The sequence below is a fragment of the Cellulomonas humilata genome, from assembly GCF_030814415.1.
GTDB classification, from domain to species: domain Bacteria; phylum Actinomycetota; class Actinomycetes; order Actinomycetales; family Cellulomonadaceae; genus Cellulomonas; species Cellulomonas humilata_A.
Genome location: NZ_JAUSVB010000003.1, coordinates 329,847 through 343,947, shown reverse-complemented (window position 1 = coordinate 343,947; position 14,101 = coordinate 329,847). Strand labels below are relative to the sequence as shown.

The 14,101-nt window shown below is 69.9% G+C and carries 11 protein-coding genes and 2 tRNA genes; 9 read left to right on the top strand and 4 right to left on the bottom strand.

Annotated features, from left to right (window positions below):
• Positions 1-13: 13 nt before the first annotated feature.
• From J2X26_RS12675 to J2X26_RS12665, 3 genes are all read right to left on the bottom strand, one after another.
• Positions 14-1,306, bottom strand: coding sequence for a glycosyltransferase (locus tag J2X26_RS12675; protein WP_307492752.1), 1,293 nt, complete (start codon positions 1,304-1,306; stop codon positions 14-16).
• A gap of 75 nt (positions 1,307-1,381) precedes the next feature.
• Complete coding sequence (locus J2X26_RS12670) at positions 1,382-2,344, bottom strand: DUF389 domain-containing protein (protein WP_307492751.1); 963 nt, start codon at positions 2,342-2,344, stop codon at positions 1,382-1,384.
• A 63-nt stretch (positions 2,345-2,407) separates the two neighbouring features.
• Positions 2,408-2,481 (bottom strand) — tRNA-Pro (locus J2X26_RS12665).
• A 106-nt stretch (positions 2,482-2,587) separates the two neighbouring features.
• Between J2X26_RS12665 and J2X26_RS12660 the strand changes: the two genes are divergently transcribed.
• The 9 genes from J2X26_RS12660 (at position 2,588) to J2X26_RS12620 (ending at position 12,487) form a co-directional block, all read left to right on the top strand.
• Positions 2,588-2,658: transfer RNA gene (locus J2X26_RS12660), tRNA-Gly, on the top strand.
• 420 nt (positions 2,659-3,078) lie between these two features.
• A complete protein-coding gene (locus J2X26_RS12655) occupies positions 3,079-4,071 on the top strand; it encodes a LacI family DNA-binding transcriptional regulator (protein ID WP_307492749.1) in 993 nt (330 codons plus the stop codon).
• A gap of 89 nt (positions 4,072-4,160) precedes the next feature.
• The gene (locus J2X26_RS12650; protein ID WP_307492748.1) at positions 4,161-5,828 is read left to right on the top strand and encodes an ABC transporter substrate-binding protein; all 1,668 of its coding nucleotides are present in this window, start codon (positions 4,161-4,163) and stop codon (positions 5,826-5,828) included.
• A gap of 100 nt (positions 5,829-5,928) precedes the next feature.
• Positions 5,929-6,906 carry an ABC transporter permease gene (locus tag J2X26_RS12645; protein WP_055921620.1) on the top strand — a complete coding sequence of 326 codons (978 nt, stop codon included), beginning with the start codon at positions 5,929-5,931 and terminating at the stop codon, positions 6,904-6,906.
• 19 nt (positions 6,907-6,925) lie between these two features.
• On the top strand, positions 6,926-7,939 hold the full coding sequence (locus tag J2X26_RS12640; RefSeq protein ID WP_307492746.1) for an ABC transporter permease: 1,014 nt from the start codon (positions 6,926-6,928) through the stop codon (positions 7,937-7,939).
• Positions 7,936-8,877, top strand: a complete 942-nt coding sequence (locus J2X26_RS12635) for an ABC transporter ATP-binding protein (protein ID WP_307492745.1) — start codon at positions 7,936-7,938, stop codon at positions 8,875-8,877. The genes J2X26_RS12640 and J2X26_RS12635 overlap by 4 nt, the downstream gene beginning before the upstream one ends.
• The gene (locus J2X26_RS12630; RefSeq protein WP_307492743.1) at positions 8,874-9,935 is read left to right on the top strand and encodes an ATP-binding cassette domain-containing protein; all 1,062 of its coding nucleotides are present in this window, start codon (positions 8,874-8,876) and stop codon (positions 9,933-9,935) included. Before J2X26_RS12635 ends, J2X26_RS12630 begins: the two co-directional genes overlap by 4 nt.
• 63 nt (positions 9,936-9,998) lie before the next feature.
• Positions 9,999-11,405 carry a glycoside hydrolase family 32 protein gene (locus tag J2X26_RS12625; RefSeq protein ID WP_439897859.1) on the top strand — a complete coding sequence of 469 codons (1,407 nt, stop codon included), beginning with the start codon at positions 9,999-10,001 and terminating at the stop codon, positions 11,403-11,405.
• A gap of 134 nt (positions 11,406-11,539) precedes the next feature.
• A complete protein-coding gene (locus J2X26_RS12620) occupies positions 11,540-12,487 on the top strand; it encodes a PfkB family carbohydrate kinase (RefSeq protein ID WP_307492740.1) in 948 nt (315 codons plus the stop codon).
• 278 nt (positions 12,488-12,765) lie between these two features.
• On the opposite strand, the gene J2X26_RS12615 is transcribed toward J2X26_RS12620, so the two are convergent.
• Complete coding sequence (locus J2X26_RS12615; protein ID WP_307492739.1) at positions 12,766-13,974, bottom strand: vanadium-dependent haloperoxidase; 1,209 nt, start codon at positions 13,972-13,974, stop codon at positions 12,766-12,768.
• Positions 13,975-14,101: the final 127 nt, after the last annotated feature.

Below are 14,101 nucleotides of genomic sequence, written 5' to 3'. Positions count from 1 at the left end.
AATCCGCATCCACTCACCGACCGGCGCCCGCGACCTCCGTGACGACCGAGACGGTCCGCGCGATTCCGTCGTACTCCGCGTACTCCTGGGCCAGCTCCGCGGCCCGGCGGGCGAACGACGGGTTGTCCAGCACCCGGCTCACCCCGTCGCGGACGGCCTGCGACGTCGTGCCGTCCGTGACCTTGTCGGTGGGCAGCGCCAGACCGACGCCGGACCAGACCACCCGCGCACCGACCTCCGCCTTGTCCTCGGACCGACCGGCGACGACGACGGGCACCCCCGCGGCGAGCGCCTGCTGGACCCCGCCGAAGCCGCCGTTGGTGACCAGGACGTCGACGAGCGGAAGGAGCCGGTCGAACGGCACGAACGACGCGGCGCGCACGTTCGGCGGGAACGCGTCGAGCGGCTCGGTGGTCGCCACGACGAGGACGTCCTCGTCGGCGAGGCCGTCGATCGTCGGCCAGAGGAGCCGCTCGGGGTCGGTCGCGACCGTGCCCTGCGTGACCAGCACGACGGGCACACCCGTCGCGCGCGCCTCCAGCACGTCGTCCCACCAGGCGGGCGCGTCGAACCGGTCGATGCCGGCCGGCAGGTAGGGGCCGACGAGCTCGACGTGCTCCGGCAGGTCGCTGCGCGGGTACTCGAACGACGGGACCGACGGGTGCAGCACCCGGGTGACGTCGGTCTGGGCCCAGTCGAGGAAGAAGCCGTCCGGCACCGGCTGGCCGGCATCCGCGACGATCCGCTCGGCCGCCTTCTGCACGTCCCGGAACACGACCTTGCGCGTGAACCAGTCGAGGAGGGAATACCGCAGGCCGTCGAGGCCGGTCCGCGGCGGCTGGAGGCCCATGCCGAACGGCGCGGTGTCCTTGCTCGAGATGGCCAGCGGAGAGACCGAGAACAGCACCGACGGCAGGTCGTGCCGGCGTGCGGCGATCGCCCCGGCCATGAACCCGTTGTCCATGACGATCACGTCGGGACGCTCGGCGGCGACGAGGCTGTCGATGTCGGACAGGAACCCGGGCACCGTGGCGACGAAGTGGTGGAGCACGTCCCACTGCAGCCGCTTGATACCCGGTGCCGGCGCACCGTGCGCCAGCGACCAGGCGTCGAAGTCGGCGTCGTCGAGGTCGCGGCCCTGCACGATCGGCGCGTGCTTGGCGCCGGTCGCGGTGATGGCCTGCGCGAACTTGCGGCCCGTGTAGACGACGACGTCGTGGCCCTCCTCGACGAGGGCGCGGGCCAGCGGGAGGGCGGGTCGCACGTGGCCGGTGACGGGCGTGAGGGCGAACAGGATCCTGCTCATGGGGTTCTCCGAGAGGTGACGGGGGCATTCCCCGACGAAGACCCTGGGCGATTCGCCCTGATACATCCCCCCGCGTCAGCTCCTGCGCAGGATCTTCTCCCGCAGACGCTCGCGCCGTTCCGCGAACCGGTTCCACACCGTCTTCTGGAACACCAGCGTGAGCCAGCCCGCGATGGCCATGCCCACGATGTTGACGCCCAGCTGCAGCGCGCTTCCGCGGACCTCGGTCAGCTGCCCGAACGCCAGACCGAGCGCGATGTTGCCCGCGGCGGGCACGGTGGTCACCGAGATGAACGCACCGGCCAGCCCACCGACGCGCGCCGACGTCAACGACAGCACCCCGGCAGCTCCTGCGATGACCGCGACGATGAACGACCACTTGTCGGGCGAGTAGATGAACGCCGTGTCCGGACGCGGGGCCGTGACCTGCTCGAGCGTCACCCAGCCGAGCTGCTTGGCCACCAGTGCCGCGACGCACGTGACGAGGATGGCGATGAGGAACCCGACCACGATCGTCCAGAGCGCCATCCGGAGCAGGTGGAACCGGCGGCGGACCAGCGCGATGCCGAGGGCGGCGATGGGGACGAACTCCGGCCCGAGCACCATCGCGCCGATGATGAGGATCTGCGAGTCGAGCACGATGGCGATCCCGGCGATGAGCGTCGCGAAGCACATGAAGCTCAGGTAGGTCCAGTTCAGCTCCGACTCGGCGTACGCACGTCTCGTGACGTCGATCCAGACGACGGCGTCCGCGCTGCTGCCCGGCGCGAGCTGCTCGGCGTCGAACCCCGGCCGCGACACCCACGTGTCCACCGGCTCGATCTTCAGCGTGCCCTCGCGCTGCACGCCGAGCTCCAGCAGCTCGTCGAGGACTCCGTTGGCGGCCTCCCTCGCGATGTCGGCCAGCACGACGTCGCCCACGGGCCGCCGCGACGCACCGTCGAAGACCGCCAGGCTGCTCACCGCGGGCGCGCGCTCGAGCACGTCGACGACGCCGCTCGTGAGGTCCGCCGGGACCGAGATCCGCAGGTGCAGCACGGGGTCAGTGTGTCGCCGTCAGGCGGGCGACGGTGGGAGCCGCTCCGCCGTCGTCGAACTCTGTCGGGATGGCGGGATTCGAACCCACGACCTTCCGCTCCCAAAGCGGACGCGCTACCAACCTGCGCCACATCCCGGCGCACCCACCAGGCCCTTGGGCCGAGGGCGGTGCACGTTGCGCCCTCACGCACCCGGTACCCTGGGTGCCGCGGTCCAGGCTGAGCATGCAGCAGCCGGACCTGTGCGGACGTAGCTCAATGGTAGAGCCCCAGTCTTCCAAACTGGCTACGCGGGTTCGATTCCCGTCGTCCGCTCCGAGGTCTTGCCGGGCCAACGGCCGTTCGTACTGCTGCCTGGTCCCCACTACGAGAGCCGATCACGCACCGGCGATCACCGCCCCCGGACCCGCTTGTTGCCGAAACGAGTCATCGTCCGTTCCCTTCCTGCCCCGCTCGCCCGGGACAGTCGCGGTCGGCGGCATCCACGACGCGTGGATCGGGTGAGCCGTGACCGGCGGGGAGATCGGCGTCGTGTGACGGCTCTCGGCGAGGACCAGTACTGCTGGGGATCTTGGCCGTTGACATTCCGGAACTAACGCGCGTAAGGTCCCCGCCAAGCGATCGTCCTAACGCGCGTTAGTTCTCGACTGACTGCGCCCCACGGATGCCGCTGACCAAGAGTCAACGTCGACAGGATGGTGTGCCGTGGCCGGCGATGGATCAAAGGCAGTCCGTATGGGGGACATCGCCCAGCGGGTCGGGGTGTCCAGGACAGCGGTGTCGTTCGTCCTGAACAACCGCGACGACGGCAGCGTCTCGCCCGCGACCCGAGAGCGGATCCTGCGGGCCGCCGAGGAGCTCGGGTATCGGCCGCACGCCGCCGCCCGGGCGCTGGCCGCTCAGCGGTCCGGCCTGCTGGGACTGGTGACGGAGATCGTGACCAGTCCGTTCGGGATGGAGACGGTGAAGGGAGCACAGGACCGGTCGTGGCAGGAAGGGAAGTTCCTTCTCATCGCGGCGACCGACGGCAATCCCGGACTCGAGCGCGCGGCCATCGAGAAGCTGCTGGAGCAGCGTGTCGAGGGGCTGATCTACGCCTCAGGCTTCCATCGCGAGGTCACGCTGCCGTCGATCGCCTTCGACGTGCCGACGGTCCTTGTCCACTGCTTCGACGCAGACGGTCGCCTGCCGTCGATCGTGCCCGACGAGGAGGGTGGAGGACACAGCGCGACGCGTCACCTGATCGAGGCTGGTCACCGACGCATCGGATTCATCAACCTCCAGCCCGACACGACGGCAGCGCGCGGCCGGCTCGCCGGCTACCGCCGGGCCCTGGCCGAAGCGGGTATCGAGCCCGTGGACGACCTCGTGATGTCGTCGGACGACTCGTCCGCCGATGGCGGCCACACGGCCGCGAGCGCCCTGTTGAACCTCGCCGACCGTCCCACCGCGATCTTCTGCGGCACCGACCGCATCGCGATGGGCGCGTACGACGCCATCAAGGAGCACGGGTTGTCCATCCCGTCCGACGTCGCCGTCGTCGGGTTCGACAACCAGGAGCTGATCGCCGCGTACCTGCGGCCGAAGCTCACCACGGTCGCGCTGCCCTTCCACGAGATGGGCACACGCGGTGTCGAGATGCTCGGCGCCGCTCTGGCAGCCGGGCAGCCGATCGCACCCGAACAGGTGACGGTCGGCTGCCCGCTGGTCGAACGCTCGTCGGTCTGAGGTCCAGTCAGCCGATCGAGCCCATTCCCACACCTTCGCTCGCAGCCGAGAAGCAGCAGAGAAGCAGCAGAGAAATGGAGAGCAACATGATGACACGACCGACAACGTCCCGACGGGGACTCGCGCTGGGCGCGATCGCCCTTGCGGGAGCCCTCGCCCTGACCGGGTGCGCCGGAGGCGGTACGTCCGGTGCGCTCGACGGCACCCAGCTCCTGCAGATCCCCCGGGAGGACACGGCGACCTTCAGCCGCAACTTCAACCCGTTCTCGCCCAATGCCGCACCGATGACGCAGCAGGCGATCTACGAGTCCCTGCTGGTCTTCAACCCCAACGACGGCACGACGACGCCGTGGCTCGCGACCGAGTGGACTCCCGCACCCGACGGGACGGGGCTCACGTTCACCCTGCGCGAGGGCGTCCAGTGGTCGGACGGGGAGCCGTTCACGGCTGCGGACGTGGCCTTCACGTTCGAGCTGCAGAAGGAGGTCGCCGGCGGCTACGAGTACCTCGAGACGGTCACGGCCGAGGACGACGACACGGTGACCTTCACCTTCACCACCCCCTTCGCCCCGGCGCTGTACGAGCTCGGCCGGCAGGTGATCGTGCCGAAGCACATCTGGGAGAGCATCGACGATGCGGCTCTCGAGACGAACGAGACGCCGGTCGGCACCGGCCCGTACACGGAGATCGTCAGCTTCGAGAGCCAGGCCTTCAGCCTCGGGAAGAACCCGAGCTACTGGCAGCCCGACAAGCAGAAGATCGAGGGCATCCAGATGCTGGCCTTCGCCGGCAACGACCCCGCGAACCTGGCGACCACCAACGGGGAGACGGACTGGGCCGACCAGTTCATCCCCGACATCGAGAACGCGTTCGTCGCCGACGACCCGGACCACCGGCACTTCTGGTTCCCGGCGACCGACGGCGTGATCAACTGGCAGCTGAACACGACCAAGCCGCCCTTCGACGACGTGCAGGTCCGCAAGGCGCTGAGCATGGCGATCGACCGTGAGTCCATCACCGAGGTCGCGATGCAGGGCTACACCCACCCGGCCGACTGCACAGGGTTGTCCGACGGGTACGACGCCTGGCGCAACGAGGCCGTGGCGGGAGGCTGCGACTGGACCGACCGTGACGTCGACGGTGCCAACGCGATCCTCGACGAGGCCGGGTACACCCGCGGAGCCGACGGGACCCGGACGATGCCCGACGGCTCGCCGTTGGCGTTCGACATCTCCGTCGGCGCGACGTCGTCCGACTGGCTGTCGGCGGCGAACATCATCGACCAGAACCTCGACGACGTCGGCATCGACGCGACGGTGGACGCGCCGGACTGGTCCGCAGTGGTCGCCGGTTACGAGGACGGCAGCTTCGACACGGGCATCGTGTGGAGCAACATGGAGGCGACGCCGTACCAGTTCTTCCGCGGCGTGATGTCCACCGAGACGGTCAAGCCCGTCGGTGAGCAGGCGACGCAGAACTACCACCGGTTCGGGGTGCCCGAGGCGGACGCGCTCCTGGCGCAGTTCGCGGGGTCCACCGACGAAGCGAGCCAGCAGCAGGCGATCGACGAGCTGCAGGTGCTCTTCGACGAGCTCGCGCCGGTCGTCCCGCTGTTCCCCGGTCCGCGGTGGGGTGCGTTCAACACGACGCGCTTCACAGGCTTCCCGACCGAGGACGACCCGTACGCGACCCTGTCGACCCGCGGCCCCACCACGGTCCTGGTGCTGACCACGCTCGAGCCGGTCGTCTCCGAGTAACCCTCGCCCGCCTTCTCCCGCAGCTGCACACCCGACGGCGCACGCGCTGTCCCGCGCAGGCGCCGTCGGGTGCGCAGCACAACACAACGGAGTGAATGCCATGCGATTCGTCGTCAGCCGCCTGGGCTTCTACCTGGTCGCCTTCTGGGTCTCGGTCACCCTCAACTTCCTGCTCCCCCGCTTCATGCCCGGAGACCCGGTCTCCCGGATGCTCAGCCAGTCCCAGGGACGGATGACCCCGGAGCAGGTGGACCAGATGCGCGTCCTGTTCGGGCTGGACGAGCGCCCGATCTGGCAGCAGTACCTCAGCTACTGGCAGAGCATCTTCACGGGCGACATGGGGGTCTCCATCTCCCGGTTCCCCACCCCGGTGACCGAGGTCATCGCCAGCCAGATCGGTTGGACGCTGCTGCTCGGCGGCACCGCGCTGATCATCGCCGTGGTGGTCGGGAACTCCCTGGGGATCCTCGCCGCCTGGCGGCGGGGCGGCGTGCTGGACTCGATCCTGCCGCCGGTCCTGGTCTTCATCGGGTCCTTCCCCTACTTCTGGCTCGCCATGGGTGCGCTGTACCTGTTCGGGGTCACGCTCGGCTGGTTCCCCCTCCGGCACGCCTACAGCGCGGGGATGACCCCGTCCTGGTCGCCGGAGTTCATCGCCGACGTCGCTGCACACCTCGTCCTGCCCGTCACGACGATCGTGCTGGTGTCCATCGGCGGCTGGATGCTCGGCATGCGGAACACCATGATCGCCACCAACTCCGAGGACTACATCGTCATGGCGGAGGCCAAGGGGTTGCGACCGTCGCGCGTCATGCTCCGGTACGGCGCCCGCAACGCGACCCTGCCGGCCACCACCTCGTTCGGCATGGCCATCGGGTTCGTCGTCGGCGGCGCCCTGCTCACCGAGGTCGTCTTCGCCTACCCCGGCCTGGGATACCAGCTCCTCGCGGCCGTCTCCGCCCTGGACTACCCGCTGATGCAGGGCATCTTCCTGACCATCACCGCCGCCGTCCTGGCCGCGAACTTCCTCGTCGACGTCGTCTACGTCCGCCTCGACCCGCGCGTGCGGGTCTCCTGAACCGGAAGGAGGAACACTCGTGTCTGCTACCGACCCATCCGAGGTGCAGCTCCTCGTCGCCACGGATCACCGCGAGATCCTGAGCGGCCCCACCGAACCGGCGGCGCTCGACCGCCCCCCGCGACACCCGGTCCGTCAGGGCCTCGGGCACAGCCTCGTCGCCAACCGCAAGGCGCTGACCGGGATGATCATCCTCGCGCTCTTCGTCGCCGTGGCGCTGCTCGCCCCGGTCCTCGCCCCCGGCGACCCGTCGACCATCACCTCGCTCGGAGCGCAACCGCCCTCGGCGGAGCACCTGTTCGGCACCACCGCGAAGGGACAGGACGTCCTTGCCCTGACCATGTGGGGGGCGCGCAGCTCTCTGCTCGTGGGCTTCGTCGTCGGCATCGCGGCCACGTTCATCGGACTGCTGGTGGGCCTGTCCTCTGCCTACCTCGGAGGCCGAGCCGACAACTCGTTGTCCCTGCTCACCAACGTGTTCCTCCTCATCCCGGGCCTTCCGCTCCTGGTGATCCTGGCCGCGTTCCTGCCGACGGGGATGACCACGGTGATCCTCGTCCTCACGTTCACCGGCTGGGCGGGTTCGGCCCGCGTCCTGCGGTCCCAGGCGCTCTCCATCCGCGGGAAGGACTTCGTCGCCGCCGCGATCGTCACCGGTGAGCGTGCGGGCTGGATCATGTTCCGGGAGATCCTGCCCAACATGGCCTCGATCGTGATGATCACCCTGATCGGGTCCGTGATCTTCGGCATCGGTGCCCAGGCCGGCCTGGAGTTCCTCGGGCTCGGCGACGTCAGCGTGGTCAGCTGGGGCACCAACCTGTACTGGGCCAGCAACGACGGAGCCCTGATGTCGGGCACGTGGTGGGCCTTCGTGCCCTCAGGTGCTGCCATCGCCCTCGTGGCCTTCGCCCTGGCGCTGATCAACTACGGCGTCGACGAGGTCACCAACCCCCGACTGCGATCCACCCGCCGGCGCAGGACCAGCCGCCGTGCGGCGCCCGGCTCGGCAACCCACCAGGAGGTGAACCGATGAGCACGAACCCGTCGTCACGAGACGACGCGCCGGTCCTGGAGGTCGTGGACCTGTCCGTCGAGTACCACGGCGAGTACCGCACGGTGCGCGCCGTCGACCGGGTCAGCTTCCAGATCGGCAGAGGCGAGATCTTCGGGCTGGCCGGCGAGTCCGGCTGCGGCAAGAGCACCGCTGCCAACGCGATCATGCGGCTGCTGCGCCCGCCGGCCGTGATCACGGGCGGGTCCATCCGGTTCCGGGGACGAGACATCCTCACCCTCGACGCCGAGGAGCTGCGCGCGCTCCGGTGGCGGGAGGTCGCGATGGTCTTCCAGTCGGCCATGAACTCCCTGAACCCCGTCATGACCGTCGGAGACCAGATCGTCGACATCTTCACCACCCACGAGGGCCTGTCGAAGAGCAAGGCCCGGGCCCGGGCGGCCGAGCTGCTCGAGCTCGTGCGCATCGACCCGGCACGTCTGCGGTCCTACCCGCACCAGCTGTCCGGCGGCATGCGGCAGCGCGTGGTCATCGCCATGGCGGTCGCCCTGCGGCCCCACCTGCTGATCATGGACGAGCCGACGACCGCGCTCGACGTCGTCGTCCAGCAGGAGATCATGGCGCAGATCGCCGAGCTGCAGCGCGAGCTCGGGTTCTCCGTCCTGTTCATCACGCACGACATGTCGCTGATGATCGAGCTCTCCCACCGGATGGCCGTCATGTACGCCGGCCGGTTCGTCGAGACGGCCGACGCGAAGACCATGTTCGCCGACCCGCGCCACCCCTACACCCGCGCGCTCATCAACGCATTCCCGCCGCTGTCCGGACCCGTCACCCCCCTGGTGGGCCTGGGCGAGGGGGTGCGGTTCACCGACATCCCGGACCTGCGCGAGGAACAGCCCGGCCACTGGGTCGCACCCGTGCCGGTGGGCACCGTCATCGATGGAGGACGATCATGAGCATCTCAGCGCCGGCGACCGGTACCCGTGCGGACACCGAGGCGGTGCCGGACGCCGTGATCAGCCTGCGAGGACTCAGCGTCGACTTCCCGGTCGGAGGCCTCTTCTCGCGCACTGTCGTGCGTGCGCTCCGCTCGGTCGACCTGGACCTCGAGCGCGGGGAGATCCTGGCACTGGTGGGTGAGTCGGGCAGCGGCAAGAGCACGATCGCGCGCTGCATCGCCCGGCTGGAGCGGCCGACCGCGGGACAGATCTTCGTCGACGGCGTCGACGTGCTCCGCAGCGAGCCGCGACGCGCGTCCCGGGAGTTCCGCAGCAAGGTGCAGATGATCTTCCAGGATCCCTTCGGCTCCCTGAATCCGGCCCATCGGGTCCAGCAGTTCCTCGAGCGGGCTGCCCGGCTGCACGGCCGGGCGAAGGGAGCCGACCAGATGCGAGAGCTCGTCGCGGAGCTGATGGCGACGGTCGACCTGCCGGTGGACATGCTGGACTCGCGCGCGTTCGAGCTCTCCGGGGGCCAGCGTCAGCGTGTCTCCATCGCCCGGGCGCTCGCCATGGAACCCGAGGTGATCCTCGCCGACGAGCCCACGTCGATGCTCGACGTGTCGGTCCGGATCGGCGTCCTCAACCTCATGCGCCGACTGCGTGACGAGCGCGGCATCTCGATGCTCTTCATCACGCACGACCTGGCCTCGGCGCGGTACGTCGCGGACAGGACGACGGTGATGTTCGCCGGTGAGCTCGTCGAGAGCGGCGCGTCCACGGCCCTCATGGCCCGGCCGGCTCACCCGTACACCCAGCTGCTGCTGTCCGCCGTACCGGACCCCTTGCGGGCCGGCAGCTACGACCCCGCCGAACGGGCGAGGCTGCGCGCCGCCGTGCTCGAGTCGGAGTCCTGTCCCTTCGACGGGGACCCGAACCAGGTCTGCAGCCGTACCGAACCCGTCCGGCACGACGTCGGGCCGGCCGCGGACCGGCACTGGGTCCGCTGCCACCTGTACCGGCCGGCCGCGGACGTCGCCTCGCGTGCTCTGGCCGTGGACACGGTCGAGGGGTAGTCACCGACGCCGCCGCCCGCCGATCCGCTCGCCGCCGAACCTCTAGGACTTCTCGTGAACCCGATCCCCACCGTGCCCACGGCCGACGTCGCCCCGCCCGCGCCGGCCGCCACCCCGCACCTGCGGCCGTCCGCCCACTTCACCGCCCGGGACACCTGGCTCAACGACCCCAACGGCCTGCTCCACCACGCCGGCGTCTACCACCTGTTCTTCCAGAACAACTCCGAGGGCAACATCTGGGGCCCGATGTCCTGGGGTCACGCCACCTCCACCGACCTGGTCACGTGGTCGGAGCATGACGTGGCCATCGCGCACACACCCGAGGAGAACGTGTTCTCGGGCAGCGCCGTGGCCGACGTGCGCAACACCGCCGGCTTCGCCGGAGCCGGCGAGACCGCGCTCGTCGCCGTGTACACCAGCGCGTACACCAGCGCGTCACGCCGTCCGGGAGTCCAGGCCCAGTCCCTGGCGTACAGCCTGGACGGCGGGGTCACGTGGACCCGGTACGCCGGCAACCCCGTGCTCGACACCGGGTCCTCGGACTTCCGCGACCCGAAGGTGTTCTGGCACGGCGGCGACGAGGGCCGCTGGATCATGGTCGCGGTCGAGGCCCAGGACCGCCAGGTCGTCATCTACAGCTCGCCGAACCTCCTCGACTGGACCCTGGAGTCGCGCTTCGGGCCTGCCCATGCCGTGGGGGGGATGTGGGAGTGCCCTGACCTGTTCCCCCTCGAGGTCCGCGGCACCGGCGAGACCAGGTGGGTCCTGGTGGTCAGCCTGAACCCCGGCGCCATCGCCGGCGGATCCGGGACGCAGTACTTCGTCGGCGACTTCGACGGCTCGACCTTCGTCCCGGAGCGACAGTCGGACTCCCCTCACCTCGCCGACTACGACTGGCTGGACTACGGGCGCGACTACTACGCGGCCGTGTCGTTCAACGACGCCCCGGAAGGCCGACGGCTGATGATCGGCTGGGCAAGCAACTGGGACTACGCCAACGACACCCCCACCCACCCGTGGCGGTCCGCGATGTCTCTCGTCCGCGAGCTCGAGCTGGTCCGGTGCTCGGACGGGGTCCTGCGCGTCACACAGGAGCCACAGCTCCCCACCGACGCGACCCGTCTCCAGGTCTTCGACGTCCAGGTGCCGTCCGCGCCGGGAGACCGCACCGACGTCGTCCTCGGATCCGACGATCCCCACGGCGGCAGGATCACCATCACCGTCGACGGGGACGAACGCACCATCACGTGCGACCGGAGCCGCAGCGGCGCCGTCGACTTCCATCCCGCTTTTTCGTCGGCCGACACCGCCCCGCTGCTCAGCGCCGGAACCCCCACCCACCTCAAGATCGTCGTCGACGCCAGCATCCTCGAGGTCTACGTCGACGAGGGACTCGTCACGCTCACCCAGCAGATCTTCCCCCACGTGCCACTGACCACCGTGCGGCTGGAACCGTCGTCACCCAGCTGAAGCATCGGTCGGGCCGGGATGGCGACGTCCACGTCAGGCGTCCGGCTCACCCGAGGATCGCCGGACGTCTCTCTCCTCGACCGCCCCGGAGATCGTGATGCAGCGACACCTCTCGACGCAGACCCAGGAGCAGCATGCCGTCGCCTTCCCCCACCCGTCGCTACCTCGTCATCGGCGAGGCCGTGGCTGACGTCGTCCACCCGCTGTCCGGCCCTGCCTCCACCCACCCCGGGGGAAGCCCCGCGAACGTCGCCTTCGGCCTGGCCCAGCTCGGGGCCGAGGTGTCCTTGATGACCCAGCTCGGCGACGACGACCACGGCCGCCTCATCCGTGCCCACCTCGCCGGAGCCGGTGTGCAAGTCCTCGCCGTGCCGGACCCAGCGGCGAGCGGTACCACTACGCCGTTCGCAGCGGCGTACCTCGACCACACCGGCGCAGCGACGTACACGTTCGACATCAGCTGGACATTGCCGCAGGTCGATCCGCCCCGCACGCCGCTGCACGTCCACACAGGATCCATCGCTGCCCTGATGGCTCCTGGCGCCAGCTCCGTCCGAGCACTGGTCGAAGACATGCGTGGCCGGTCGAGCATCAGCTTCGATCCCAACATCCGTCCCGCCCTCGTCCCCGACCACGACGAAGCTGCCGCCCGCGTCGAGCAGATGGTGGAGCTGAGCGACGTGGTCAAGGCCAACATCGCCTACCTCTACCCCGGAGCCGATCCGGTGCAGATCGCCCAGAACTGGGTGCATCGTGGACCCGCGGTGGTCGTGGTGACCCTCGGCAGAGAAGGGTCCTGGTGCGCCACCCGGGACGGCGTCGTGCGCATCGAGCCGACCGTCGTCACGGTGGTGGACACCGTCGGCGCAGGTGACGCCTTCATGTCCGCCCTGATCGACGGTCTCGGTCGGGAGCAGCTGCTGGGAGCCGCGGGCCGCCCAGGACTGTCCGCCAACCGCGCCCACGCCGTCCAGCTCGCAGCACGCCGAGCATCCCGAGCGGCCGCGATCACAGTCTCCCGCCCGGGCGCCGCGCCACCCCGCCTCCACGAGCTCGACGGGGCCGAGTCCGGCGATCCCTAGACCGGACGCACGCAGACCCGACAAAGCGCCGGACAGGATGGGTTCCTGTTCCCGAGCCAGTCGACGAGCTTCGGTGCAGGTGTTGATCTCGTAGGCCCGGCGGCCATCTGTCGGTTCCGAGTCAGTTCCAACCAGCGATGTACCGGAGTTACCACCGCAGTTCAGCGCGGTGCGACGTGCAGTCGCCCACACTGGCTGCGCGGGTTCGATTCCCGTCGTCCGCTCGGGACCTCGCGGTCGACCCGGGTCAGATCGTGCCGGCGTCGTCGACCCGGCCGTCAGTGGACGGCCCGCATCACGCGGTCGGCCGTTGTGTGGCCGAGGTAGTAGCCGTCGTCCATGGCGTCTCGGAAGTGGAGGCCGCCCCAGATCCGGGCGTTGAGGGCGTCGTGCTCCAGCGCGGTCAGCGTGGCATAGCTGCGCGTGATGGCCCCGGCCTTGAGAACCAGCGCGGTGTCGTCACCGAGCGTTCGGCGCAGCACCTGTGCGAAAGGCGACGTCGCGTTGGCGTGCCCGCTCGTATAGTCGGCGTACGCCGGGTTGGCCACCAAGGGCACCCAGTTGTCCTGGGGCGTGGTCGCGGGGTTGTCGTCCGTGTCCGCGCCAGCAATGGCCTGGAACGGCCGCCAATACCCGATCTCGTACTTGAGCCGCCAGGTCGCGATGAACGAGGTCACGACGGCCGCGTCGATCCGGGCGAAGAGGCGGGTCGTCGGCAGCAGACCCAGCGGCTCGGCGGCGAGCAGGTCGCACACCGCCGTGCGGTACATGAACATCGGGTTGTTCCCGAAGAACTGCGCGATCGCCGTCTGGTCGCCGGTGCGGGTCGTCGAGCCGACGTTGCCGACCGCGCGGACCTCGTCGTAGTCCCGCGCGTAGGCGGCACTGGTGATGGGGTCCGGCCCGTCGAGGACGACGGGTCGGATGTGCACGACCGGGTCGACGTAGCCCAGCCAGGGCAGGGCCATCGCGCCCCCCGGCGCAGGCTGCCAGACCCCAGGAGCGGGCGGCTTGCTGTAGACGTACGCGGGGTCGAAACGGCCGTCGTCGACGCGGGAGGCAATCATCCTGTCCGCGGCGGCGGCACCGATGGCCACACCGGCGTCCTGCTTCGCGCCGTCGCGGACCCTCGCCAGGCTGTTGGCCAGGTCGGTGTCGAGCGCCACCGCGGATGCCGGGAAGTACTCGACGAGCACGTCGTGCGCGGCCGTCGCTACCGCGGCCGCCGCTGCGTGCATGCCGTGCCGCTGCGCCTTCTTCGCAGCGTCGTGGACAGCGAGCGACGTGAAGGCGAGGTAGAGCGCGCCGAGCGGCGGCGCACTGCCTGCCTCGGTGTAGATGGTCCGGTTCGCCGTCCGCTGCCAGTCGACGGCGATCGATGATCCGAGCGGCTCGGCGCTCGCCGCCGATCCGACGACCGGCACCGCGATCAGCGGCGCGAGCAGGACGGCAGCGGCAGCCGCGACGATGCGACGACGTGGGTGCATGAGACGCACCTTCCCTCGAGGTTTCGTCCCAGTCTCGAACCGGCGGCGGCGTGACGGCCATGCGCATTTTCCGCGAATCTTCGCGGCGCTCCACCGGCGCTGGACGCCGGGGGGCATGGGGACGAGA

Coding starts and splice junctions, on each gene's coding strand:
- J2X26_RS12675 (WP_307492752.1), bottom strand. CDS start 1,306: ATGAGCAGGATCCTGTTCGCCCTCACGCCCGTCACCGGCCACGTGCGA.
- J2X26_RS12655 (WP_307492749.1), top strand. CDS start 3,079: ATGGGGGACATCGCCCAGCGGGTCGGGGTGTCCAGGACAGCGGTGTCG.
- J2X26_RS12650 (WP_307492748.1), top strand. CDS start 4,161: ATGACACGACCGACAACGTCCCGACGGGGACTCGCGCTGGGCGCGATC.
- J2X26_RS12645 (WP_055921620.1), top strand. CDS start 5,929: ATGCGATTCGTCGTCAGCCGCCTGGGCTTCTACCTGGTCGCCTTCTGG.
- J2X26_RS12635 (WP_307492745.1), top strand. CDS start 7,936: ATGAGCACGAACCCGTCGTCACGAGACGACGCGCCGGTCCTGGAGGTC.
- J2X26_RS12630 (WP_307492743.1), top strand. CDS start 8,874: ATGAGCATCTCAGCGCCGGCGACCGGTACCCGTGCGGACACCGAGGCG.
- J2X26_RS12620 (WP_307492740.1), top strand. CDS start 11,540: ATGCCGTCGCCTTCCCCCACCCGTCGCTACCTCGTCATCGGCGAGGCC.
- J2X26_RS12615 (WP_307492739.1), bottom strand. CDS start 13,974: ATGCACCCACGTCGTCGCATCGTCGCGGCTGCCGCTGCCGTCCTGCTC.